General features: G+C 66.2%; 18 protein-coding genes. 8 read left to right on the top strand and 10 right to left on the bottom strand.

Features of this window, described 5'->3' with window-relative positions:
• Positions 1-39: 39 nt before the first annotated feature.
• The gene (locus tag ACIIOY_RS09675; RefSeq protein WP_411034440.1) at positions 40-621 is read right to left on the bottom strand and encodes an IMPACT family protein; all 582 of its coding nucleotides are present in this window, start codon (positions 619-621) and stop codon (positions 40-42) included.
• Positions 622-772: 151 nt separating this feature from the next.
• Here ACIIOY_RS09675 and ACIIOY_RS09680 point away from each other — a divergent pair, with 151 nt between their 5' ends.
• Positions 773-976, top strand: coding sequence for a hypothetical protein (locus tag ACIIOY_RS09680; RefSeq protein WP_411034441.1), 204 nt, complete (start codon positions 773-775; stop codon positions 974-976).
• A 69-nt stretch (positions 977-1,045) separates the two neighbouring features.
• Here the strand turns inward: ACIIOY_RS09680 and ACIIOY_RS09685 are convergent, their stop codons facing one another.
• From ACIIOY_RS09685 to polA, 7 genes are all read right to left on the bottom strand, one after another.
• Positions 1,046-3,454, bottom strand: coding sequence for a glycoside hydrolase family 2 protein (locus ACIIOY_RS09685; protein WP_411034534.1), 2,409 nt, complete (start codon positions 3,452-3,454; stop codon positions 1,046-1,048).
• Between the two features lie 50 nt (positions 3,455-3,504).
• Positions 3,505-4,473 carry a DUF1839 family protein gene (locus ACIIOY_RS09690; RefSeq protein ID WP_411034442.1) on the bottom strand — a complete coding sequence of 323 codons (969 nt, stop codon included), beginning with the start codon at positions 4,471-4,473 and terminating at the stop codon, positions 3,505-3,507.
• A gap of 1 nt (position 4,474) precedes the next feature.
• Positions 4,475-5,389, bottom strand: coding sequence for an amino acid--[acyl-carrier-protein] ligase (locus tag ACIIOY_RS09695; RefSeq protein ID WP_411034443.1), 915 nt, complete (start codon positions 5,387-5,389; stop codon positions 4,475-4,477).
• Between the two features lie 4 nt (positions 5,390-5,393).
• Positions 5,394-6,566: an acyl-CoA dehydrogenase family protein gene (locus ACIIOY_RS09700; protein WP_411034444.1), complete on the bottom strand. Its 1,173-nt coding sequence runs from the start codon at positions 6,564-6,566 to the stop codon at positions 5,394-5,396.
• Entirely contained in the window at positions 6,563-6,817 is a 255-nt protein-coding gene (locus ACIIOY_RS09705; RefSeq protein ID WP_411034445.1) for an acyl carrier protein, read from the bottom strand. Before ACIIOY_RS09705 ends, ACIIOY_RS09700 begins: the two co-directional genes overlap by 4 nt.
• A gap of 314 nt (positions 6,818-7,131) precedes the next feature.
• Positions 7,132-8,184 carry a glycoside hydrolase family 5 protein gene (locus ACIIOY_RS09710; RefSeq protein ID WP_411034446.1) on the bottom strand — a complete coding sequence of 351 codons (1,053 nt, stop codon included), beginning with the start codon at positions 8,182-8,184 and terminating at the stop codon, positions 7,132-7,134.
• Positions 8,185-8,296: 112 nt separating this feature from the next.
• Positions 8,297-11,284: a DNA polymerase I gene (gene polA, locus ACIIOY_RS09715; protein WP_411034447.1), complete on the bottom strand. Its 2,988-nt coding sequence runs from the start codon at positions 11,282-11,284 to the stop codon at positions 8,297-8,299.
• Positions 11,285-11,664: 380 nt separating this feature from the next.
• On the opposite strand from polA, the gene ACIIOY_RS09720 reads away from it, so the two are divergent.
• From ACIIOY_RS09720 to dnaJ, 7 genes are all read left to right on the top strand, one after another.
• Positions 11,665-12,105, top strand: coding sequence for a MarR family winged helix-turn-helix transcriptional regulator (locus tag ACIIOY_RS09720; RefSeq protein ID WP_411034448.1), 441 nt, complete (start codon positions 11,665-11,667; stop codon positions 12,103-12,105).
• A gap of 118 nt (positions 12,106-12,223) precedes the next feature.
• A complete protein-coding gene (locus ACIIOY_RS09725; protein ID WP_411034449.1) occupies positions 12,224-13,615 on the top strand; it encodes a dipeptidase in 1,392 nt (463 codons plus the stop codon).
• 201 nt (positions 13,616-13,816) lie between these two features.
• On the top strand, positions 13,817-14,764 hold the full coding sequence (locus ACIIOY_RS09730) for a lysylphosphatidylglycerol synthase domain-containing protein (RefSeq protein WP_411034450.1): 948 nt from the start codon (positions 13,817-13,819) through the stop codon (positions 14,762-14,764).
• A 101-nt stretch (positions 14,765-14,865) separates the two neighbouring features.
• A complete protein-coding gene (locus ACIIOY_RS09735) occupies positions 14,866-15,294 on the top strand; it encodes a BA14K family protein (RefSeq protein ID WP_411034451.1) in 429 nt (142 codons plus the stop codon).
• A gap of 142 nt (positions 15,295-15,436) precedes the next feature.
• A complete protein-coding gene (locus tag ACIIOY_RS09740; RefSeq protein ID WP_411034452.1) occupies positions 15,437-17,656 on the top strand; it encodes a transglycosylase domain-containing protein in 2,220 nt (739 codons plus the stop codon).
• Positions 17,657-17,905: 249 nt separating this feature from the next.
• Positions 17,906-19,816 carry a molecular chaperone DnaK gene (gene dnaK, locus ACIIOY_RS09745; protein ID WP_411034453.1) on the top strand — a complete coding sequence of 637 codons (1,911 nt, stop codon included), beginning with the start codon at positions 17,906-17,908 and terminating at the stop codon, positions 19,814-19,816.
• A 300-nt stretch (positions 19,817-20,116) separates the two neighbouring features.
• Complete coding sequence (dnaJ, locus tag ACIIOY_RS09750; RefSeq protein WP_411034454.1) at positions 20,117-21,250, top strand: molecular chaperone DnaJ; 1,134 nt, start codon at positions 20,117-20,119, stop codon at positions 21,248-21,250.
• Positions 21,251-21,344: 94 nt separating this feature from the next.
• Here dnaJ and ACIIOY_RS09755 read toward each other — a convergent pair whose 3' ends face one another.
• Together ACIIOY_RS09755 and ACIIOY_RS09760 are read right to left on the bottom strand one after the other, a co-directional pair.
• Entirely contained in the window at positions 21,345-22,613 is a 1,269-nt protein-coding gene (locus ACIIOY_RS09755) for a glycerate kinase type-2 family protein (RefSeq protein ID WP_411034455.1), read from the bottom strand.
• Between the two features lie 163 nt (positions 22,614-22,776).
• A complete protein-coding gene (locus ACIIOY_RS09760) occupies positions 22,777-23,661 on the bottom strand; it encodes a 2-hydroxy-3-oxopropionate reductase (protein ID WP_411034456.1) in 885 nt (294 codons plus the stop codon).
• Between the last annotated feature and the right edge of the window lie 16 nt (positions 23,662-23,677).

Genomic DNA, 23,677 nt, shown 5'->3' on the forward strand with positions numbered 1-23,677 from the left:
AAGGCGATTTTCTTTTGACCGGACGGGCAAGTTCGCGCGTCAATCGGCGATTTCGGCGCGTCCGCTCGTCAGATCGGCGATCAATCGGCCGACCTCCTGCGCCCTTTCCACCGGTACGCGAAAGGAAAGGCGCGCCCCGGTATCGTGATAGGCCTCCTCGTCCATCACCAGGCCGGCGAGGGAGCCGAGCCGCGCCTTGACAAACGCGAGATCGGAAAAGCCGAGCGAGACGGAGAGCGCGACGCGTTCGACATATTCGGTCTTCGCGGCGATGCGCAGGCAGGCGGCCGCCGTGCCGCCATAGGCGCGGACGAGGCCGCCGCTGCCGAGCAGGACGCCGCCGAACCAGCGCGTGACGACCACCAGCGTGCGATCGAGCGCCTGGCCGTCGATGGCCTGAAGGATCGGCTTTCCCGCCGTGCCGCCCGGCTCGCCGTCGTCGCTGAAGCGATAGGCCTGGCCGATGCGCCAGGCCCAGCAATTGTGGTTGGCCGCAGGGTCGGAGATCTCCGCCAGCCGCAGTTTCGCCTCCGCTTCGCTGCCGACCGGGCAGGCGATCGCGAGGAACCGGCTCTTGCGGATCTCCTGCTCGAAACGTTCTATGCGGTCCAGCGTGTACAAGGGCGATTTCCGGCGGCGGCAGGCCCGTCTCGTAACGCCTCCACCCCCGCCGCTTCAAGGGGTGAATAGAGCACCAATTTTATAGACTATTGACAGCCGCCACGATTTTGCCATGATGTTGACCGGACCGTAACAACGACGGAGTGATGGCATGATGTATCTCGGTGGCGTGACGCTCGGCTACTTCAACCTCTATCCGATCGGCTTCCAGCCGAAGACCGAAGGCGCCGAGGCCGAAGACACGCAAGACGAGGAGAGAGTGAATTCCGCCACGGAAGACCGCCTCCCCCTCGAAGGCAGCCGGCTCTCCTCCTCCCGCCGCCCGGTGCAATGGCCCCTGCACGTTTTCTTCTGAAGCGGATTTTCAGGGACCACAAAAAATCATCGATGGTTTTTCACAGTCTGCCGCAATCCGGCGGAACCGCTAGAATGACGTGACGGCCTCCGCGCCGATGCCGCGAACCTCGCCGGCGGGCCTGGCCGCCGGATCGGTGCCGGCCAGCGGCACGAGGCGGACGGTCTTTACCCCGCCCGGCGCAAGATGGAACCAGTTGTCCGCCGGCAGGAAGCCCTCGACGTCGATGGCGACGGACTGGGCGAAACGCTCCGCCGCAAGGGCGAGTGTCCAGCCTTCCGCATCCTGCCGAAGCTCGGCGGTCACAACCGCGGGAAACATCGCCTTCGACCGACCGCGCGGGAAATGGAACGCTTCGGCAATCACCGTTCCATCCGCATCGGCAAGCCGCCCGACCGTCACGTCATGCGAGGGCGGGCCGAAGCGGAAGGCATAGGTCGTGTCGAAGAAAGCGCCGAACAGGCCGGTTGCCGGCAGGGTCAGGGCGGAACGCGGCGCGAGCGTGATGCTCCTGCGGCCCGAGACGACCGGCTGGCGGCCGTGGCGCAGGCAGGACAGGTGGAGCGTCAGGGAGCGCTCCTGCGCGCTGTCATTGATCGCGTGCACGTCCAGCCCGTTCGTGCCTTCGTCGGAAAGCACGACCTGAACCGGGCGGAAGGCGCGGCGCAGCGCGTGCCAGGCGGATTTCGGCAGGCCCGCCGCATCGACGAGGCCCCAACCGGCACCGGGCAGGAGATCCTGGAAGGTCCACACCAGCGCGCCCTTGCAGGTGGATTGCGGGCGGCGCCATTCGGCGAAGGTCGCCTCCATCACCTCGGCCACCGCAGCGCGGGAAAGGTCGAGGTAGCGCGCCGGGTCCTCGCGGCGCAGGCGTGCCGGATCCGCCCCGTAGAGGAGGCCGAGATAGTGGTCGCGCACATCCTCGAAATCCCAGGAGGCGCCGCGATCTCTCGGAACACGGGCCTTCCAGCGCGGATCGTGCACGGCCGGCACCGGCAGGTGCGCGTCGAGCGTCGGCCGTTCCGGCACATTGGCGAAGGCGAGGCTTTCGGCGGCAAAGCGCACCTCGGCGCGGCGCGCGTCCTCAAGCGGCCGGCAATAGGCGCCGACGCCGTAATAATGCGTGACGCCGGCATTGGGCGCGAAGGGCATGGCGCCGCCGCTCGGCGAGTTTTCGACATAGGGCACGTCCGGCCGATGCGCGGCGGCAAGGGCCGGCAGGATCTCGCGGGTCAGCGGTCCGGCCCAGGCGCCTTCCGGCAGGCCGAGCATCGCCGCCTGCTGGTCGATCTCGCTGCCGCCGCAGAGAACGGCAAGCGACGGCGAGGCGGCGTTGGCATCGAGAAACTGCGCGATTTCCCTGCGCACGCTCTCGACGAACGCATCGTCGTTAGCCGGGTAATCGAAGTTGGCGAACTGGAAATCCTGCCAGACCATCATCCCGAGCTCGTCGCAGAGCGCGAAGAAATCCGGCGTCTCGTAGGCCATCGTCCCGCCGATGCGCAGCATGTTCATGTTCGCGTCCGCCGCCAGCTTCAGGAACGGCTCGTAGCGCTCGCGGCTGCCCGGCAGGTCGACGATGTCGGCACTGGTCCAGACCGCGCCGCGGCAGAAGATCTTCGTGCCGTTGACGCGGAGCGCGAAATCGCGGCCGTCCGTGCCGCGGTCGATCTCGACGCGGCGGAAGCCGGTGCGGCCGAGCCTGCGGCGCACGCCCTCCACGACGAGATGGACGTCGTGCAGCACCGGCGCGCCATGGCTGTGCGGCCACCACGCCGCGACATGCGGAATGGCAAGGCTTGCCGTGAAGCGTCCCGCCCCGTCGGATACGGCGATCGCGGCAACGCCCGCGCATTCCACGGTCGGCGGGACAGCACCGTCGAGATCGAAGCGCACGTCGAGCCGACCGGTGCCGTCCTCCTCCAGGCGGGCGGCGATGCTCACATCGGCCGGAACCGTCGCGGCGCACCGCGAGAGGCGCACCGGCCGCCAGGGGCCGCTCGCATGGACCTCCGGGCACCAGCCGGGCATGCGGCCGAGCAGCGTGGTGCGGACGAGCCGAAGGCCCTGCGGCGTGATCATCTGCGGGCGCCAGCGGGCGCGGGGCCTGCGCTTTTCCAGATGCGGCTTCAAGGCGCGGAAGCAGAGGACGAGCCGGTCGCCGCCGGTGAGCGTCACGGGCAGGTCGTGGCGCACGAACATGCTGTCGGAGGAAAGCGCAAGCGCGCCGTTCCACCAGGCCTCCGCGATCGTCGCGAGCCCGTCGAAATGCAGGACGGCGTCACCCGGCGCCTCGCCGGCAAGGTCCAGCACATACCAGGCATCGAGATGGTCGAGCGGTTCGGGTGCCGTCCGGTCGAAGCGTCCGGCGCGCTCCAGCGCCCCGGCGACCGTGCCGGGCACGGGAGCGTCGATGGAACCGGAACGGCCTTCCAGCGCCGCCGGATCGGGGGCGGCGCCGGCCGGCGTCAGGATCATGCGCCAGCCGTCCGAGAGCGCTTTTCCGTTCGAAGTCACCCTTTCCTCCTTCAACCGAGGCGGGCGGCGAGCGTCACCATCAGCCTGTCCCAGGCCTCGGCCGCCGGGTCGAGCGCCGTTGCGAGCGGATCGAACCTGCGGCGCGTCACGGCCCGGGCGAGCTGGAACTGCACGGACTTCGCCGTCTCCGAGATTTTTCGCGCAGCGTCGGCGGCGTCCTTCAGGTTGCCATCCGGCGCGAGCCAGTCGAGATGGCTGCCGGCGAGCTCGAAATTGGCGCCGAGCTGGCGGAGCGTGTTGAAGGCGTATTTATGGAAGAAGCCGAAGGGGCGGTCCGCCACGGCCTCCACCTGCCTGGGGAAGACCTGCGCGAAGGCCGCGACGGGATTTTCCGCCGGACGCCGGGCGAAATGCACGGCGGCGAGGCGCTTTGCTTCGCGGTGCAGATGCGCCGCGTCGGGGCGCCTTTCCGGGAACTTGGCGAATTCCGTATAGGGCAGGAAGGGCAGGTCCTCGGGGCCGTCGTTCAGATGGAACAGGCCGTCGAAATCCTCCCCCTCAAGCCGGAAGAAGCCGGCATTGTGGAAATAGTCGAGCCGCTTCGCTTTGAGGTCCAGCCGGTTGATCGCGACCGTCGTCTTGCCGTGTTCCTGGCGGTAGGCGACGCCGCGGGTGTCCGGCATGTAGAAACTGTCCATCTCGACGAGGCAGAGCCGGCCGCGCGCGATCTGGGTCGCGACATGGTCCTCCACCCGGTCGAAGATCGCAAGCTCGGTGCAGCGGATGCCGTAGAGCGTTTCGAGGTCTTCCAGCGGCACCTTGAAGAAGGTGAACTGGTCGCCCTCGAAATCCTGGGTCAGCGAGAAGCCGAGCATCGCCTCGGGGACGGTGCCGAAAGCGTTCAGCACCTCGATCCAGAGGTCGACGTAGCAATTCGTCTCCGGCCACATGCGTGTCCCGTCGTGCAGGGCATGCGGCCGGTAGGTCTCGGGGTCAAGCCCGGCGAAGACGGCAGCCATGTCAGTCCTGGTATCCCAGCACCTTGCGGACGCTTTCCGGCCAGGCGGCGATGTCGAGGCCATGGCGGGCGAAGAGCGCGAGCGCGATGCGCTCCAGGCCGAAGCCGACGCAGGCCGTGTGCGCCACGTCGCCGTTCTCCAGGTAGAGGCCCCACTTCGCGCCGAAGGCGTCCTGGTGGTAGTTGAAGCTCATGCAGGCGGTCGGCTTGGCGGCGGACGTCACCGGGATCAGCAGCTCGAACTTCAGGTTCTGGTCGCGCTGGTTGTTGGCGAGCATGCGCCCCGCGCGGCCGAAGAACGGGTCGTTCGCGACATCGATCGTCACGTCGAGGCCGACCTTGGCCATCATCTCGAGGCCCCGGTCCATCCAGGTCTGGCGGAAGGTCGTCACATGCTCTTGCGTACCCATGCAGACATATTCGCGCATGCGGAAAAGCTGCTGGCGGGCCGGGTCGTTGGAGGGTTCGTGGCGGAAGCAGTAGGACTGCAGGTCGTAGAGCCCGCCCTTCTTCGGCAGGCGGCCGCGCCTGGCGATCGTCGGGTAGAGCGGATAGCAGGCCGCCGGCGTCAGCACGATGTCCGTCGCCTTCTGGTCCTTGGTCCAGTCGCCGCCGACCTCCATGCATTGCAGGAGGCTCATGTGGTCGAGCTCGCCGCCGCAGAAGCTGTGCACGGTGCCGGCGAGCTGCGGGAAGCTCTTCATGTAGCCGGAAGTCTCGAAATGGGCGCGGTTCATGCCCGGCGGGAAGCGCATGGCTTCCGCCCCGTCGGCGCCGCCATAGGCATCGATCAGCCGCTCGAAGCGGGCGATGACGTCCTCGAAGGCGCCCGAGCGGCCGTAGAGGCCCTCGACGCCGGTATCGATGAGCAGGCCCGTATCGAAGAGCCGGTCGAGAAGGGAGGTCTGCATGTCCATGGTGTCACCCGATCAGGCTGGTGTCCTGCTTGTGCACGAGCAGGAGGTTCGACGTGTTGCCCAGGATGCGGTCGTTGGAGATCATGAGCTGGGCGGAATGCGCGTCGCGCAGGTGCCGGCCGAGGCTGAAGGGCGTGCCGTTCTTGTAGCCCATGATGCCGCAGATCAGCATGGCCTGGTTGATGATGGCGAGGATCGTCTCGGAGGAAGCGATCTTCACGTTGTTCATCGCCACCGCAAAGCCCATGGAGGAGAGCCGGTCCGGATCGGCCTTCGCCGCCTCGTATTCCTTAAGGCCCGCGACCGTGTTCGACTTGACCAGCTGGAGAAGGTTCGAGGCTTCCGCGAGGCGCAGCGCGCCGGGCGGCGTGACGCCGGGGCTCTTGCGGGCCGCGGCACGCACGAAGGCCTGGGCGCGGGCGACCGCGTTGACGGCGATGCCGTACCAGACCGCGCTCCACAGGAGATGCGAGGTGGCGAGCATCGACTGGGCGGCGATCTCCGCGAAGGGTTTCGGGAATATCTGCTCCTTCGGCGCCTCGCCCTTGAAGAGCCAGCCGTCCGAGCAGGTGCCGCGCATGCCGAGCGTATCCCACACATGGGTCTTCTCGAGCGTGTACTGGTCCTTCGTGAAGACCGTCATGACCTGGTCGGTCGAAGCGGCATCCGCATGGGCGCGGGAGGTGATGAGGATCGCATCGGCCTCGGCGCCGTAGGAAATGACGGTCGCGTCCTTGGTCAGCCGGCAGATGTCGCCCTCGACCTCGATGGCGCAGATGCTGTTGCGCAGGTTGCCGCCGATGCCGCCTTCCGTGGTCGCCGAACCGAGCAGCAGCTGTTCGTCCGCGACGCGGCGCATGAAGGCGGTATGCCACGCACTCTCCTGCCCGTGCGCAACGAGGCTCGACAGCTTGATGTGGTGCATGGCGAAGACCATGGCGGCGGCCGAGCAGCTCTGGCCGATGAGCGAGCAGACCTCGGCGATCTCGGAGAGCGAAGCGCCCTCGCCGCCGAGGGCGACGGGAATCTGGATGGAGAGCAGCCGCTCGGCGACGAGGGCGTCGAACGCTTCCCGCGGGAAGCGGCCTTTGACGTCCACGTCGTCGGCATGCGCGGCGGCCACGGCGCAAACGCGCTCGGCGCGCTCCGCAAGGCTCGAACCGACGGTGAGCGTCATTCGGCGGCCTCCGCATTGCCGACAAGGCTTTCGACCGCCCGCGTGATCGCATCGACGCTCTGGAAGGACTTGCGGTTGAGCAGGTTGTCGGGGAATTCGACGTCGAAGGCTTCCTCGATGCCGAGCATCACCTGTACGGAGGCAAAGGAGGAAAGGCCGGCCGCATAGAGATCGGCATCGTCCGCCAGTTGGTCGACCGGCACCGGAAGACCGCCGTGCTTGGCCAGGATGTCACGGATCTTCTGCTTCATGTTCTTCTCCATCGCTTTGTTCGTCGGCCGGACAGCTGGCCTTTGCTTATCGTTTCCGACAGGCATAACCGCCGGTTGATAAGATCGGCTGAAGGGACATGGATAAGATTCCGTGAAGCGCCTTCGGGAGGCGGATCATCCTGGAACGCTCCCTTTCGGCCCATTCTGAAGAAAAGCTGAGCGAGGCCGATTTACGAGGGCGTTGCGGACGAGCGCCGATGTTCCGGAACGAAACGATCCGGCCGCGTTGAAACTCCGTTAGCCATATTGCGAAAGCGTGCGGAATAAGTGCGAATCCACGCTCGAAAGGACTTTCAAGGCAGTGCCGGGCAGGTTCCGGGCTTGGCGGGCAGTCCCCCGCCGGCAACCAGGGCGGCAAGCTGCGGCCGGTCGCCGTCGGCGGTCGGCTGGATGTTGAGCGGCTCGTCCGGCGGCCACCAGTCGCCCGCCGCCCAGTAGGCCCAGCCGGTCCATACCGCGCTCTCCCTGCCGACGAGCGCCGTCATGCGGGCAATCCCGTCGAGGCAGGCCCGGTCGGCGGAGCCGCCGAATTCGCCGAGGAAACCGCGCTTGCCGTTTTGCTTCAACCAGCCGGTGAACCGCACCAGCGCCTCCACCGCGTCTTCGGCACGCTCGCAGGTCTTCGCGGTTCCGGAGAAATCGCCGTCGAGATATTGATGCACCTCGTAGGCGTGGTTGTCCGCCGGATCCTCGATGCCGAGCATGACGGTGCCGTTGGCTCCGCCCTCCCGCTCCTCTTGCCAGCTGTGCGCGCCGGTCCAGATCGTGCCCGGAACGAGCACGAGGTTCTTGGCGCCGGTCTTGCGGATCGCCGCGATGGCGGCGTTGGCGGAGGCGAGCCATTGCGTGGCCGTCACGTCATGCGGCTCGTTCATCAGGCCGAACTGCACGCCCTGGTCGTCCTTGTAGTCTTCGGCAAGCCGCCGCCAGAAGTCGGCGAAGGCGCTGTCCGGCACACCGTCGTCCGCGCCGATCTGCTTCTTGTCGTAATAGGCATAGTTGTGCGGATCGAGGATGACGGCCATGCCGGCGGCGCGCAGCGCCTTGACGGTATCGGCAAGCCGCGTGCGCTCCGCCTTGTCGAAGCCGCGGTTGAGCCGCGGCTGCAGGCGTTCCCACTTGAAGGGCAGGCGCACGGCATTGAAGCCCTTGCCGGCGAAATAGGCGATCGTCTCGGCGGAGGGGTAGGTATAGTCCTTGCCGTAGGTGCCGCGGCCCTCGCCGAATTCGGCGCCGGCGAGATTGACGCCCCTGAGGCAGGCCGCGCCGGCCTGCACGGGCGCGGCAAATGCCGCCATGGCCGCCACCAGCCGAAAGAGCGCCGTCGCGGCGGATAGGGATCGCATGCCTCGCCTCCGCTTCGGCACCGGTTGGTCTTGCGGCAACGGCCAAAGGCCGGCCATCGATCCGCCGATCAAGCGGCAGATGGCGTTAAGGCCACGTTAAGCCGGCGCTTTCTCAGTGCGCCTCGTCCCAGTTCGTCGCGGCGCGGGCGTCCACCTTGAGCGGCACCTTCATCGAGAGCGCCGGCATGGCGGCGTTTTCCATCACGCTGACGATCACCGGGATCGCCTTTTCGACCTCGCCGTCCTCGACCTCGAAGATCAGTTCGTCGTGCACCTGCAGGAGCATGCGGGCGGAAAGCCCGGCAGCCTGAAGCGCCGGTTCCATCTTCACCATGGCACGGCGGATGATATCGGCCGCCGAGCCCTGGATCGGGGCATTGATCGAGGCGCGCTCGTTGAAGGCGCGCACCGAGGGGTTGGACGACTTGATCTCCGGATAGTGCGCGCGGCGGCCGAAGATCGTCTCGACATAGCCGTGCTCGCGGGCGAAGGCCTTGGTGCTGTCCATGTAGTCCTTGATGCCCGGGAAGCGCTCGAAATATTTCTTGATGTAGTCGCCCGCCTCCGAGCGCTCGATGGACAGCTGGTTGGCAAGACCGAAGGCCGAGATGCCGTAGATGATGCCGAAATTGATCGCCTTGGCGCGGCGGCGGATTTCCGCCGGCATGCCCTCCACCGGCACGCCGAACATCTCGGACGCCGTCATCGCGTGGATGTCGATGCCGTCGGCGAACGCCTGCCGAAGCTGCGGGATGTCGGCGACATGGGCGAGCACGCGCAGCTCGATCTGGCTGTAATCGGCCGAGACCAGCTTGTGGCCGGGCGTCGAGATGAAGGCCGTGCGGATCTTCCGCCCCTCGGCCGTGCGCACCGGGATGTTCTGGAGATTGGGATCGGAGGAGGAGAGGCGGCCGGTCGTCGTGGCGGCGAGCGCGTAGGACGTATGCACGCGTTTCGTTTCCGGGTGCACGAAACCCGGCAGCGCGTCGGTATAGGTGGATTTCAGCTTGGTCAGCTGGCGCCAGTCGACGATCTTGCGCGGCAGCGGAATGCCCTGCGCGGCGAGGTCTTCCAGCACCTGCGCGGAGGTCGACCATTGACCCGTCTTGGTCTTGGATGCGCCGGGAAGGCCCATCTTGCCGAACAGGATGTCGCCGAGCTGCTTCGGCGAGCCGATATTGAAACGCTCGCCGGCAAGCGCGTAGATTTCCTCCTCCAGCGCCGCCGCGCCCTGCGCCAGCTCGCCGGAAAGGCGCGAGAGCACCTGCCGGTCGATGGTGATGCCGCGCTCTTCCATATGGGCGAGCACCGGCACCAGCGGACGCTCCAGCCGTTCGTAGACGGTGGTCATGCGCTCGGCGGCAAGCCGCGGCTTCAGCACGTGCCAGAGGCGGAGCGTCACATCGGCGTCCTCCGCCGCATAGGCGGTCGCGCGGGCGATGTCGACCATGTCGAAGCTCTGCGCGCCCTTGCCGGAGCCGGCGACGTCCTTGTAGGCGATCGGCTTGTGGCCGAGCCAAAGCTCCGAGAGCGTGTCCATGCCGTGCGTCGTCGTGCCGGCATCGAGCGCGTAGGACATCAGCATCGTGTCGTCGAAGCTCTTCATGGTGATGCCGTGGCGGCGCATGACCAGATAGTCGTATTTGAGGTTCTGCGCGACCTTGAGGACCGACGGGTCTTCCAGCAGGCCCTTCAGCCGCTCCAGGGCGGCGCGGATCGGGATCTGTCCCTCGGCAAGCCCGCCGCCGAGCAGGTCGCCGACGCCGGTCTTGTGGTTGAGCGGCACATAGCAGGCGCGGATCACCGTGCCGGTCGGATCGCCTGCATTGTCGGCGATCGCCAGCGAGAAGCCACACAGCTCGGCCTGCATGGCATCGAGCGAGGTCGTTTCCGTATCGAAGCCGACGAGCCCGGTTTCGCGCGCGGCGGCGATCCAGCGGTCCAGCGTTTCCAGGTCGCGCACCGTCTCATAGGTGGAAGGATCGATCGGCGCGGCGGAAAAGCGCTCCGCCCGCGCCCTGGCGAGCGCCGAGGGCGTGGCCTCGCCGGGCTTGGTGGTGGGCAGCAGCGTCGAGGCCGCCTCGGCCGCCGTCTCCTTGCCGTCGAGCGCGAGGGCCGGGCCGGCGACGTCGCCCTTGTCGAGATCGGGGCCATGCGCCTCGGCGCCCCATTCGACCGGCACGTCCGCCGGTTCGATGGCGCTTGCATCGCATTCGCAGGCCTCGGCGACGCGGCGGGTCAGGGTGTTGAACTCCATGGCCTTGAGGAAGGCGATCAGCTTCGGCCCGTCCTGCGGGTGGAGGATCAGCTCGTCGAGCGGCACGTCGAGCGGCGTGTCGGTCTTCAGCGTGACGAGCTGGCGGGAGAGCAGCACCATCTCGCGATTGGCGAGGATGTTCTCGCGGCGCTTGACCTGCTTGATCTCCTCGGCGCGCGAAAGCAGCGTGTCGAGGTCGCCGTATTCGGCCAGAAGCTGCGCGGCCGTCTTCGGGCCGATGCCGGGAATGCCGGGGATGTTGTCCGTCGAATCGCCGGTCATCGCCTGCAGGTCGATCATCTTCTCCGGCGGCACGCCCCATTTCTCGATCACCTCGGGAATGGAGATCTGCTTGTCCTTCATCCCGTCGTACATCGAGACATTGGCCGTCACGAGCTGCATGAGATCCTTGTCGGAGGAAACGATGGTGACGTCCGCGCCGTCGGCCTCCGCAAGGCGGGCATAGGTGGCGATCAGGTCGTCGGCTTCGAATCCCTCCTTCTCGATGCAGGGCAGGTTGAAGGCGCGCGTGGCGTGGCGGATGAGGCCGAACTGCGGGATCAGGTCCTCCGGCGGCGCCGTGCGGTTCGCCTTGTAAAGGTCGTAGAGCTCGTTGCGGAAGGTCTTCGAGGAATAGTCGAAGATCACAGCGAAATGGGTCGGCGTCACGCCCACATCGGTGTTGCGCGCATCCTTGAGCAGCTTCCACAGCATATTGCAGAAACCCGAGACGGCATTGACCGGCAGCCCGTCCGACTTGCGGTTGAGCGGAGGGATGGCGTGGAACGCGCGGAAGATGAAGCCCGAGCCGTCGACGAGGAAGAGATGATCACCTTTTTTCATGGGGTGAATGGATAGCGCGGGCGGCCTGCCGCGTCCATCTCTCATTGCGAGCGCGCAGCCCTTTCGAAGCTCCCGAAAGTCTCACGCGAACGTTACCGATTTGTAATTTTCGCAAGGGCCGGAATCCCTTGAAAAGCCACATTCCGACCCACAGATATTGTTCATCGGCACCTGATCAGAGCCGTTGTCTGGCACCCGGCCTGTCCCCCGCCGCGCCAGACGAGGACAAAGGCCTCATCCCCCTCTCCGGGCCTTTGTCCGTAATTCGAGAGAAGCCGCCGCGACAAGCCTCCTGTCGTCGGCGGCTTCCCGCATTATGGCCTATCGATCGCCTGCGATCCACATTGTCTTCGGCCGCGAACCGGCCTAGCTTCTCGCCCATGGATTTTGACCGGAAGGAGTCGGCTGCTTACCTCGCCAATCTCCTGGCGAAGGCGGCGTCCCGTGCCCTCCAGGCGCGGGCGGACGGAGCCGGCTTCGCACCCGGCCAGTTGCCCGTCCTCCTCGAACTGTGGAGCGGCGACGGCCTCACCCAGCGCGAGCTTCTCGACCGGCTCGACATCGAGCAGGCGACGATGGCCAACACGCTTTCCCGCATGGAGCGCGACGGCCTCGTTTCCCGCCGCCGCCACCCGAAGGACAAGCGCGCGCAGCTCATCTTCCTGACGGCACACGGCAAGGCCCTGCGCGAGACGGCGATGGCCGCCGCTTCCGCCACGGAGGAGACGCTCTTTAAGGGCTTCCGCCGCTTCGAACGGGAACTGCTGCTGGAATATATGCGCATGGTGCTCGCCAATCTCGGCCGCGATCCGCGCATCTGACCTCGCAAACCGTCATACGATTTGCCCTTCCCGACGCGATCGGTCTAATGTCGCGCCGAAAATCTTTTGATTTGCGCATGTTGCCGCCTTTGCGCGGCATGCCCTGGGGAATTCGACCATGACCAACCTTCTGCCCGTCCTCGACCGTGCCAGCGCCGGGATTCCGGCCAGCCTCGAACGCCTGTTCGAGCTCGTGCGCATCAAATCCATCTCCACCGATCCGGCCTACAAGGCGGAGTGCCGCAGGGCGGCCGAATGGCTGGTGACGGAGCTGCGCTCGCTCGGCTTCGACGCGACGGTGCGCGACACGCCCGGCCATCCCATGGTCGTCGCCCATCACGACGGCGCAAGGCCCGATGCGCCGCACGTTCTCTTCTACGGCCATTACGACGTCCAGCCGGTCGATCCCCTGGATCTCTGGGACCACGATCCCTTCCAGCCGGCGGTGCGCGAGATCGACGGCGGCCGCCGCATCATCACCGGCCGCGGCACCTCCGACGACAAGGGCCAGCTCCTGACCTTCGTCGAAGCCTGCCGGGCCTACAAGGAAACGGCGGGCTCGCTCCCCTGCCGCGTCACGATCCTCTTCGAAGGCGAGGAAGAATCCGGCTCGCCCTCGCTGAAGCCTTTCCTCGAGGCCAATGCCGCGGAACTGAAGGCCGACTTCGCGCTCGTCTGCGATACCAGCATGTGGGATGCCGACACGCCGGCGATCTCGGCGGGCCTGCGCGGCCTCGTCGGCGAGGAGGTCGTCGTCAGGGCGGCCGACCGTGACCTCCACTCCGGCTATTTCGGAGGCGCGGCGGCGAACCCGATCCACATCCTCGCGGACATCCTCGCCGGTCTGCACGACGAGACCGGCCGCGTGACGCTCGACGGCTTCTACGACGGCGTCGAAGAGACCCCGACGCAGATCAAGGCGGCCTGGGAAAAGCTCGGCAGGTCGGCGGAAAGCTTCCTCGGCGAAATCGGCCTCTCGATCCCGTCCGGCGAAAGGGGCCGCTCCGTGCTGGAGCTCACCTGGGCGCGCCCGACGGCGGAGGTCAACGGCATCACCGGCGGCTATACCGGCGAGGGCTTCAAGACCGTCATCGCGGCGGAAGCCTCGGCGAAGGTTTCCTTCCGCCTCGTCGGCAAGCAGGATCCCGCAAAGATCCGCGACGCTTTCCGCGCCTATGTGCGGAAGAAGGTCCCGGCCGACTGCTCGGTGGCCTTCCATGCCCATGGCGGTTCGCCGGCAATCCAGCTGCCCTACGATTCGCCGCTGCTCACCAAGGCGAAGGCCGCACTGTCCGATGAGTGGCCGAAGCCGGCGGTCGTCATCGGCATGGGCGGCTCCATCCCGATCGTTGGCGATTTCCAGAAAATGCTCGGCATGGAATCCTTGCTCGTCGGCTTCGCGCTGTCGGACGACCGCATCCACTCGCCGAACGAGAAATACGAGCTGCGTTCCTTCGAGAAGGGCATCCGCTCCTGGGTGCGCATCCTGGCGGCGCTGGCCGCCCGCTGACGCAGATGTGATGACAAGAGTTGGCCGGCGTTAACCGGAGAGCACGGAAATGCTGGCCTACTGAACGAACAAGGGACCGCGTCGCGGACAGGCGATGACAGGCCCGAACGACGGGGAAAGGGATAGGATGGCGCCAGGACGGATCGCAAAGGAACCTTGCCGCTCGGGCGACGGGACGCCGAAGGCAGGGGGCAAGGCAGGATGAAGCGGCTCAAGAAATTCTTCTGGCCTCTCGTCAGTTCCGTCGCGATCATCCTGTCGGTCTATATCCTCTACAAGGACCTGCGCGGCCTTTCGCTCGACGAATTCATGGCGAGCATCCATGCCATTCCGACGTCCGGCTGGATCCTTGCGTGCCTTGCGACGCTGCTGGCCTATGCGGCGCTCGCAGCCTACGACCATCTGGCGCTCGAGCACCTCGGCCATCGCATCTCGCTGTGGTTCATCACCGTCACCTCCTTCACGACCTATGCCCTGTCGCACAATATCGGCGCCTCGGTCTTCTCCGGAGCGCTGGTGCGCTACCGTGCCTATACGTCGAAAGGCCTGACGGGATCGGAGGTGGGGGTCCTCGTCGCCTTCTGCTCCTTCACCTTCGCGCTCGGCACCGTCATGCTCTTCGGCCTAGTGCTGGTCCTTGAACCGGAGATCATCGAGCGCTTCGCCGATTTCCTGCCGATCGAGGCGGCCTTTTCGACGGGCGTCGTCATCCTGACGCTGGTCGGGCTCTATGTGGTGGGCAGCCTCGTCGGCTTCCGGCCCATCAACACCCGCTGGCTGAAGCTCGAATATCCCAAGCCGTCGCTCGTCTTCCGCCAGCTCGTCATCGCGCCTATCGAGCTCATCGGAGCTGCGGCGATCATCTATTTCGTGCTGCCGGCGGAGGGCAATCCCGGCTTCTTCGTCGTGCTCGGCATCTTTCTCGCCTCCTTCTCCGTCGCCCTGCTTTCGCATGCACCCGGCGGCATCGGCGTCCTGGAGCTCGTCTTCATCGCCGGCCTGCCCGACATGGACCCGGCGACGGTCCTGGCGGCGCTCGCCGTCTTCCGGCTCTTCTATCTCATCATTCCGTTCGTCATGGCGCTGGTGGTCATTCTCATCTACGAACGGTCGCGTTTTCTTGCGCGGGCGAACAACGGAGAAGACTGAAAACGCGGATAGTTTCGGTTCATCTTGCATTCAGCCGAATTGTTTCATGCTATGATCCGTCTAGATCACTGTAAAACAGTGACAATCCAAGGGAGACCGACATGAAGACAACGATCAAGGGCGGTATCGCCGCCGCCATGGCCGTCGCCATGTTCGCAACGACCTTCGTCCCGGCACAGGCCTTCGCCATGCCGATGCCGAAGGTCGGCGCATCGCAATCCACCGACGTCGAACAGGTGCAGTACCGTCATCGCCGCGGCTGGCACAACGGTCATCGCGGCTATCGCTACCACCGCCACGGCTATCGCCGCCACTCCGACGGCTGGTGGTATCCGCTCGCCGCCTTCGGTGCCGGTGCGATCATCGGCGGCGCGATCGCCAATGACGGCTACGCCCGGCCGCGCTACGAGGGCATCAATCCGCGCCACACCGAATGGTGCTATGCGCGCTACCGGTCGTACCGGGCCTATGACAACACGTTCCAGCCCAACTACGGGCCGCGGCGCGAATGCCTTTCGCCTTACTACTGAGGCATTTTCCTCGGGCGGCCTTCGGGCCGCCCGAGCCCGTTAAGACCGGCAAGGCACGTTCACGGCTTCTTAACCACCCCTTAAATCGCCGCATTTAAGGTCCAACGGACGGCGACGTTTTCGAGGGCTTATCCGACCGCTTATGGCAGGCAACCGCAAATCCCAGCGCATCGAACCGTCCTTCCGGGGATCGGCGGAACGCGACGACGATTTCCACGTCGGCGCGGACGATCGCGTGGTGGGCGGCATGGACGGCCGCAAGGGCCGCGGCAAGGCGGCGAAGGCAGGGCGGCCGCGCGGCGCGCCGGCGCGGCGCCGGGGGTCCTCCGGCGGCATTTTCGGTCTCTTCCGCAGGCTCGTCTACTGGTGCCTCGTGCTCGGCCTCTGGGGCGCCATCGGCGCCGGCGGCCTCGTGCTCTATTACGGCGCGCGCATGCCGAGCGCCACGAGCTGGTCGATCCCCGACCGGCCGCCGAACGTCAAGATCCTCGCCGTCAGCGGCGACATCATCGCCAATCGCGGCCTTACCGGCGGCGAGGCGCTGTCGCTGGAAAACATGTCGCCCTACATCCCGCAGGCCGTCATCGCCATCGAGGACCGCCGCTTCTACTCCCATTTCGGCGTCGACCCGCTCGGCCTTGCCCGCGCGATGCTCACCAACATCACGAGCGGCCGCATGGTGCAGGGCGGCTCCACGCTGACGCAGCAGCTCGCCAAGAACTTGTTCCTCTCGCCGGAACGCACGCTGGAACGCAAGGTGCAGGAAGTGCTGCTCGCCTTCTGGCTGGAACACAAATATTCCAAGGACCAGATCCTTGCGATGTATCTCAACCGTGTCTTCTTCGGCTCCAATTCCTACGGCGTCGAGGCCGCCTCGCGGCGCTATTTCAACAAGTCGGCGCGCGACGTGAACCTCGGCGAGGCCGCTCTCCTCGCGGGCCTGCTCAAGGCGCCGTCGCGCCTCTCGCCGGCGCGCGATCCGGAAGCGGCCGAGGAGCGCGCGCAGGTCGTTCTCGGCGCGATGCGCGAAGAGGGCTTCATCACCGACAACGAGATCAAGACCGCGATGTCGCAGACGCCGGCGCGGGCGAAGAGCTACTGGTCGGGTGCCGAGCACTACGCCGCCGACATGGTGATGGCGCAGCTTCCAGGCATGATCGGCGACGTCACCGAAGACCTCGTCATCGACACGACGATCGACCTCGACCTTGAAAGGAAGGCCGACGAGGCGATCTCCGCGATGCTGGAGAAGGAGGGCGCCAAGGCGAACGCCTCGCAGGCCGCCCTCGTCTCGATCGACGGAACGGGCGCGATCCGCGCCCTCGTCGGCGGACGCGACTATGCCGAAAGCCAGTTCGACCGCGCATCGAAGGCCAAGCGCCAGCCGGGTTCGGCCTTCAAGCCCTTCGTCTATGCCGCCGCCCTGGAATCGGGCCGTTCGCCGCTGTCGGTGCGCAACGACGCGCCGGTGAGGATCGGCAAGTGGACGCCGGAGAACTACGACCAGAAATACCGCGGCGAGGTGACGCTCGCCTCCGCGCTCGCCAATTCGCTGAACACGATCGCCGCCCAGCTCGTCATGGAGGTCGGGCCGGAGGAGGTGATCAAGCTGGCGCGTCGGCTCGGCATCGAATCGGACCTGCAGGCGAACGCCTCGATCGCGCTCGGCACCTCGGAAGTGACGCTCGTCGAGCTGACGGCCGCCTATGCGCCCTTCATGAACGGCGGCTACAAGGCGACGCCGCATATCATACGCCGCATTTCGACGGCCGACGGCAGGGTGCTCTACGAGAACACCTACGACAATCCGCCCCGCGTGCTGGAGCCGGACGTGGTTTCCATGATGAACGGCATGATGATGCGCGTCATCACCGACGGCACCGGCAAGAACGCCCGCATTCCCGGCTGGCAGGCCGCCGGCAAGACCGGCACGACGCAGTCCTTCCGCGATGCGCTCTTCGTCGGCTACACGAGCAACCTGACGACCGGGGTCTGGTTCGGCAACGACGACGGCAAGTCGATGAAGAAGGTGACGGGCGGCGGGCTGCCGGCCAAGGCCTGGAGCCAGTTCATGACGGCCGCCCATGCCGGCCTCTCGCCCTCGCCGCTGTTCGGCACGGCCGGCGGCGAACCAGTGCTGACGGGAACGGAGCCGGCGCCGGAGGGCGACCAGCTCTTCGACATCATCTCGCGCACGCTCGGCACGGAGGAACGGCCGGCCGACAACGGCGCGGCCGTGGCGAGCGGGGAGACGGGCACCGTTCCCCTCGACGACGGCCTCATCCCGCCGGCCGACGTGGGCGGTGAGCGGCAAACGGGCACCCGCCGCACCACCCTTCTCGACGTCCTTCTCGGCGGCTGACGCCGCCCGCCCGCTTGACGCCCGTCAGGAACCCCACCACATTGCGCCAGAGGATCGATTCATCCGTCCCGGACGCACTGATTTTGCGCGATTTGCGCCTCTTCGATGTCTTGCAGTCGTCTGGAGGGGTCCTTATATACGCCGCACAGCTTCGGCTCAGGCCAGGGCTTTCGACAAGACCATACCATTAGGGGCTGCCAAAAGAATGCCTGAATGGGTTCCGGCAGTTCGCTTGAAGGAGAGAATGACATGGCTAAAGTAATCGGTATCGACCTCGGAACGACCAATTCCTGCGTCGCCGTCATGGACGGCAAGGACGCAAAAGTTATCGAAAATGCCGAAGGCGCACGCACCACGCCTTCCATGGTTGCCTTTACCGACGACGGTGAGCGGCTGACCGGCCAGCCGGCCAAGCGCCAGGCGGTCACCAACCCGGAGAACACCCTGTTCGCCGTCAAGCGCCTCATCGGCCGCCGCTACGACGACAAGACCGTCGAGAAGGACAAGGGTCTCGTTCCCTACAAGATCGTGAAGGCCGACAACGGCGATGCCTGGGTCGAAGCGCAGGGCAAAGGATACTCCCCGTCCCAGATCTCCGCGATGATCCTGCAGAAGATGAAGGAAACCGCCGAAGCCTATCTCGGCGAAAAGGTCGAGAAAGCCGTCATCACGGTTCCGGCCTACTTCAACGACGCCCAGCGCCAGGCCACCAAGGACGCCGGCAAGATCGCCGGCCTTGAAGTGCTGCGCATCATCAACGAGCCGACGGCCGCCGCGCTCGCCTACGGCCTCGACAAGAAGGACGGCAAGACGATCGCCGTCTACGACCTCGGCGGCGGCACGTTCGACATCTCGGTCCTGGAAATCGGCGACGGCGTCTTCGAGGTGAAGTCGACGAACGGCGATACCTTCCTCGGCGGCGAAGACTTCGACATGCGTCTCGTCGAATACCTCGCGGCCGAGTTCAAGAAGGACCAGGGCATCGACCTGAAGAACGACAAGCTCGCCCTGCAGCGCCTCAAGGAAGCTGCCGAAAAGGCCAAGATCGAGCTCTCCTCCTCGCAGCAGACGGAAATCAACCTGCCGTTCATCACGGCGGATGCTTCCGGCCCGAAGCACCTGACGATGAAGCTGTCGCGCGCCAAGTTCGAAAGCCTTGTCGACGACCTCATCCAGCGTACCGTCGCGCCGTGCAAGGCAGCCCTCAAGGATGCCGGCGTCACGGCGGCCGAGATCGACGAAGTCGTCCTCGTCGGCGGCATGAGCCGCATGCCGAAGGTGCAGGAAACCGTCAAGCAGCTGTTCGGCAAGGAGCCGCACAAGGGCGTGAACCCGGATGAAGTGGTCGCCATGGGCGCCGCCATCCAGGCCGGCGTTCTTCAGGGCGACGTCAAGGACGTCCTGCTTCTCGACGTGACCCCGCTGTCGCTGGGCATCGAAACCCTGGGCGGCGTCTTCACCCGTCTGATCGAGCGCAACACGACGATCCCGACGAAGAAGAGCCAGGTCTTCTCGACCGCCGAGGACAACCAGTCGGCCGTGACCATCCGCGTCAGCCAGGGCGAGCGCGAAATGGCTGCGGACAACAAGCTGCTCGGCCAGTTCGACCTCGTCGGCATTCCGCCGGCACCGCGCGGCGTGCCGCAGATCGAAGTCACCTTCGACATCGACGCCAACGGCATCGTGCAGGTCTCGGCCAAGGACAAGGGCACCGGCAAGGAGCACCAGATCCGCATCCAGGCCTCGGGCGGCCTCTCCGACGCCGACATCGAGAAGATGGTGAAGGACGCCGAAGCCAATGCCGAGGCCGACAAGAAGCGCCGCGAGGCCGTCGAGGCGAAGAACCAGGCCGAGAGCCTGATCCATTCCTCGGAAAAGTCGCTCAAGGAATATGGCGACAAGGTCACGGAAGCCGACCGCAAGGCCATCGAGGACGCGATCGCCGCTCTCAAGACCGCCGCCGAGGCTTCCGAACCGGACGCCGAGGACATCAAGGCCAAGACCAACACGCTCATGGAGGTCTCCATGAAGCTCGGCCAGGCGATCTACGAGGCCCAGCAGGCCGAAGAGAAAGCCTCCACGGATGAGGCCGGCGACAACGTCGTCGATGCCGACTACGAGGAAGTCAAGGACGAGGACGACCGCAAGAAGTCGGCCTGAGCCTCCTGATCAAGCCGGCCGCGTCACACGCGGCCGGTGCAACGGATAGCGAGAAGGCGGAAGTCAGCGCGAAGGGAAACAAGGCACCATGATCACTCCCGTTTACCGCGGCGACGACGTCATGGCCTTTCCTTCGCTCCGGCTTCCGCCTTTTTGCATGCGCGGTTCAGGGCAAATCCCGCAGAAACGTGAAACGGTTTTGCGCTCGGAGTTGCGGAAGAAGAAATGCCGCGCAGGCTGAAGGCAAGCTTGCTCATCCACAATAACAAGACCGTTCCCACGAAACGGACGTGAACCCGAATGGCAAAAGCTGATTTTTACGAGACGCTGGGTGTCTCCAGGACCGCCGACGAGAAGGAACTGAAGAGTGCCTTCCGCAAGATGGCGATGAAGTATCACCCGGACAAGAATCCGGGCGATACCGCCGCCGAGCAGAAGTTCAAGGACGTCAACGAGGCCTACGAGACGCTGAAGGATCCGCAGAAGCGCGCGGCCTACGACCGTTATGGCCATGCGGCCTTCGAACAGGGCGGCATGGGTGGCGGCGGCTTCGGCGGCGGCGGGTTCCACGGCGGCGGCTTCTCGGACATCTTCGAGGACATTTTCGGCGAGATGATGGGCGGCGGCCGCCAGCGGCGATCCTCCGGCGGGCGCGAGCGCGGCGGGGACCTGCGCTACAACATGGAGATCTCGCTGGAAGAGGCCTATGCCGGCAAGACGGCGCAGATCCGCGTGCCGACGTCGATCACCTGCGACGTCTGTTCCGGTTCGGGCGCCAAGCCCGGCACCAGCCCGAAGACCTGCGCGACCTGCCAGGGTTCCGGCCGCGTGCGCGCCGCTCAAGGGTTCTTCTCGATCGAACGTACCTGCCCGACCTGCCATGGCCGGGGCCAGACGATCAGCGATCCCTGCACCAAATGCCACGGCCAGGGCCGCGTCACGGAAGAGCGCTCCCTGTCGGTCAATATCCCGGCAGGCATCGAGGACGGCACGCGCATCCGCCTTTCCGGCGAGGGCGAGGCGGGCCTGCGCGGCGGGCCTGCGGGCGATCTCTACATCTTCCTGTCGGTGAAGCCGCACGAATTCTTCCAGCGCGACGGTGCGGACCTTTACTGCACCGTGCCGATCTCGATGACGACGGCCGCGCTCGGCGGCACCTTCGACGTGGCGACGCTCGACGGCACCAAGTCCCGCGTCTCCGTGCCGGAAGGCACGCAGGCCGGAAAGCAGTTCCGCCTCAAGGGCAAGGGCATGCCGGTGCTGCGTTCCAACCAGGTCGGCGATCTCTATATCCAGATCCAGATCGAGACGCCGCAGAAGCTGACCAAGCGCCAGCGCGAGCTGCTGAAGGAATTCGAGGAGATTTCCTCGAAGGAGAACAACCCGGAATCCGCAGGTTTCTTCGCGCGGATGAAGGAGTTCTTCGAAGGCTGATCGCCTCGGAGCACGAACGGAAAGCCCCGGCGGTGCCGGGGCTTTTTTGTCGGCGGGGCGTGCCTGCCGTCCGAGCGCTGGACGACTATGGGCGCTACTCGATCAGAATCGCCCGGAAATCGTTGACGTTCGTGCCGGTCGGGCCGGGCACGAAGAGGTCGCCGAGGGCGTCGAAGGCCGACCAGCTGTCATTGCGGGCCAGGAACTCGGCGGCGTCCTTGCCGGCGTCGGCAAGGCGCGCGACGGTGGTGCCGTCGGCGAAGGCACCGGCATTGTCTTCCGAACCGTCGATGCCGTCCGTATCGGCGGCGAGGGCGCAAAGGCCTTCGAGGCCGTCCGTGGCGCAGGCGAAGGACAGCAGGAATTCGCCGTTGCGGCCGCCCCTGCCCCTGCCCCTGATCGTCACGGTCGTTTCACCTCCGGAGAGGATGACGACGGGCTTCTTGAAAGGCCGGTCGCGGCGGACGACTTCGGCGGCGATGGCGGCGTGGACGCGGCCGACTTCCGAAGCCTCTCCCTCTATGGCGTCGGACAGGATGGCGGCCTCGACGCCGGCCTTCTTCGCGGCAGCGGCGGCAGCCTCCAGCGAGACGGCGGCGGAAGCGACAAGTTTCACCTCGTTGCGGGCGAAGCGTGCATCGGAAGGCAGAGGCGGTTCGTCCTTGCCGTCCCGGATATGGCGCATGACGGCTTCGGGCAGGTCCAGGCGATAGCGCTCGATGAGGCGCAGCGCATCCGTGCGGGTCGTCGCGTCGGCGATCGTCGGGCCGGACGCGACGAGCGCAGGATTGTCGCCCGGGATATCGGAAACCACGAGCGAGACGACGCGGGCGGGATGAGCCAGCGCGGCGAGCCGGCCGCCCTTGATGCGCGAGACCTGCTTGCGCACCGCGTTCATGGCGCTGATCGGCGCGCCGGAGGCGAGCAGGGCCTCGTTGACGGCGATCTCGTCGGCGAACGTCAGGTCGCCGGCAGGCGCCGGCAGGAGCGCCGAGCCGCCGCCGCAGACAAGCGCGACGACGAGGTCGTCCTCGGTGAGGTCCCGGACGGCAGCCATCAGCCGGCCTGAAGCAAGAAGCCCGCTTTCATCCGGCACCGGATGGGCGGCTTCCAGGACCTCGATGCGCTCGCAGGCAACGGCATAACCGTAGCGCGTGACGACGACGCCGGAAAGCGGCGCATCCCACAGGCGTTCGAAGGCGCGCGCCATCTGCGCCGCGCCCTTGCCGGCGCCGATCACCACCGTGCGGCCCTTCGGCTTTTCCGGCAGGTTGGCGGCCAGCACCTTCTCCGGGTCGGCGGCGGCCACCGCGGCGGAAAACAGCGATTCGAGAAAGGCGCGCGGATCGGCGATGGACGGCATGCGGTTCCTCCGGGTCATGCGGATGCTCTATTAAGCACAGCCCCTCATCCGCCTGCCAGCGCCTTCTGCCCGGATGGGAAACGGCGCGGCGGGATGAGGGGCTGCTTCTCCTCCTCCAGAAAGGGTGGCCGGGCGGGGCTCCCCTCCCCGCCCGGCCAGGCCGTCATGCGACGGCGTGGTTCGCCATGCGCTCCAGCGCCTTGACGAGACCGGAGTGGTCGAGGCCCGCCTCGCCATGGGCGGCGCACTGGTTGAAGAGCTCCTGCGTGGAGGCGGTGTTGGGCAGCGAGACACCGAGCGCCTTGGCACCCTGCAGCGCGAGGTTGAGGTCCTTCTGGTGCAGCGAGATGCGGAAGCCCGGATCGAAGGTGCGCTTGACCATGCGCTCGCCGTGCACCTCGAGGATGCGCGAGGAGGCAAAGCCGCCCATCAGCGCCGCGCGCACGCGCGCCGGATCGGCACCGGCCTTGGAGGCGAAGACGAGCGCCTCGGACACCGCCTCGATGGTCAGCGCCACGATGATCTGGTTTGCGACCTTGGTGACCTGCCCGTCGCCGCAATCGCCGACGAGCGTGATGTTCTTGCCCATCAGCCGGAAGAGCGGCAGCGCCCGGTCGAAACTCTCCTGCGAGCCGCCCGCCATGATGGAGAGCGAGGCGTTCTTGGCGCCGACCTCGCCGCCGGAAACGGGGGCGTCGACATATTCGGCGCCGGTCTCGCGCACCTTCTTGGCGAATTCCTTCGTCTCGATCGGCGAGATCGAGCTCATGTCGATGACGAGCTTGCCGGCGGAAAGGCCGTAGGAGACGCCGTTCTCGCCGAAGAGCACGTCCTTCACCTCCGGGGTGTCCGGCAGCATCAGGATGATCGTGTCGACGGTCTCGGCGAGCGCCTTCGGGCTGTCGACGATCTTCAGGCCGTTGTCGAGAAGCTCCTGGCGCGGAGGGACGGAGAACTTCGAGGTGATGACCGTATGGCCCGCGTCCTGCAGGTGGCGCGCCATGGGCGTTCCCATGATGCCGAGGCCGATGAAACCGATATTTGCCATGATCCAACTCCCAATC

Source organism: Shinella agrisoli, from assembly GCF_046557955.1.
Lineage (GTDB): Bacteria > Pseudomonadota > Alphaproteobacteria > Rhizobiales > Rhizobiaceae > Shinella.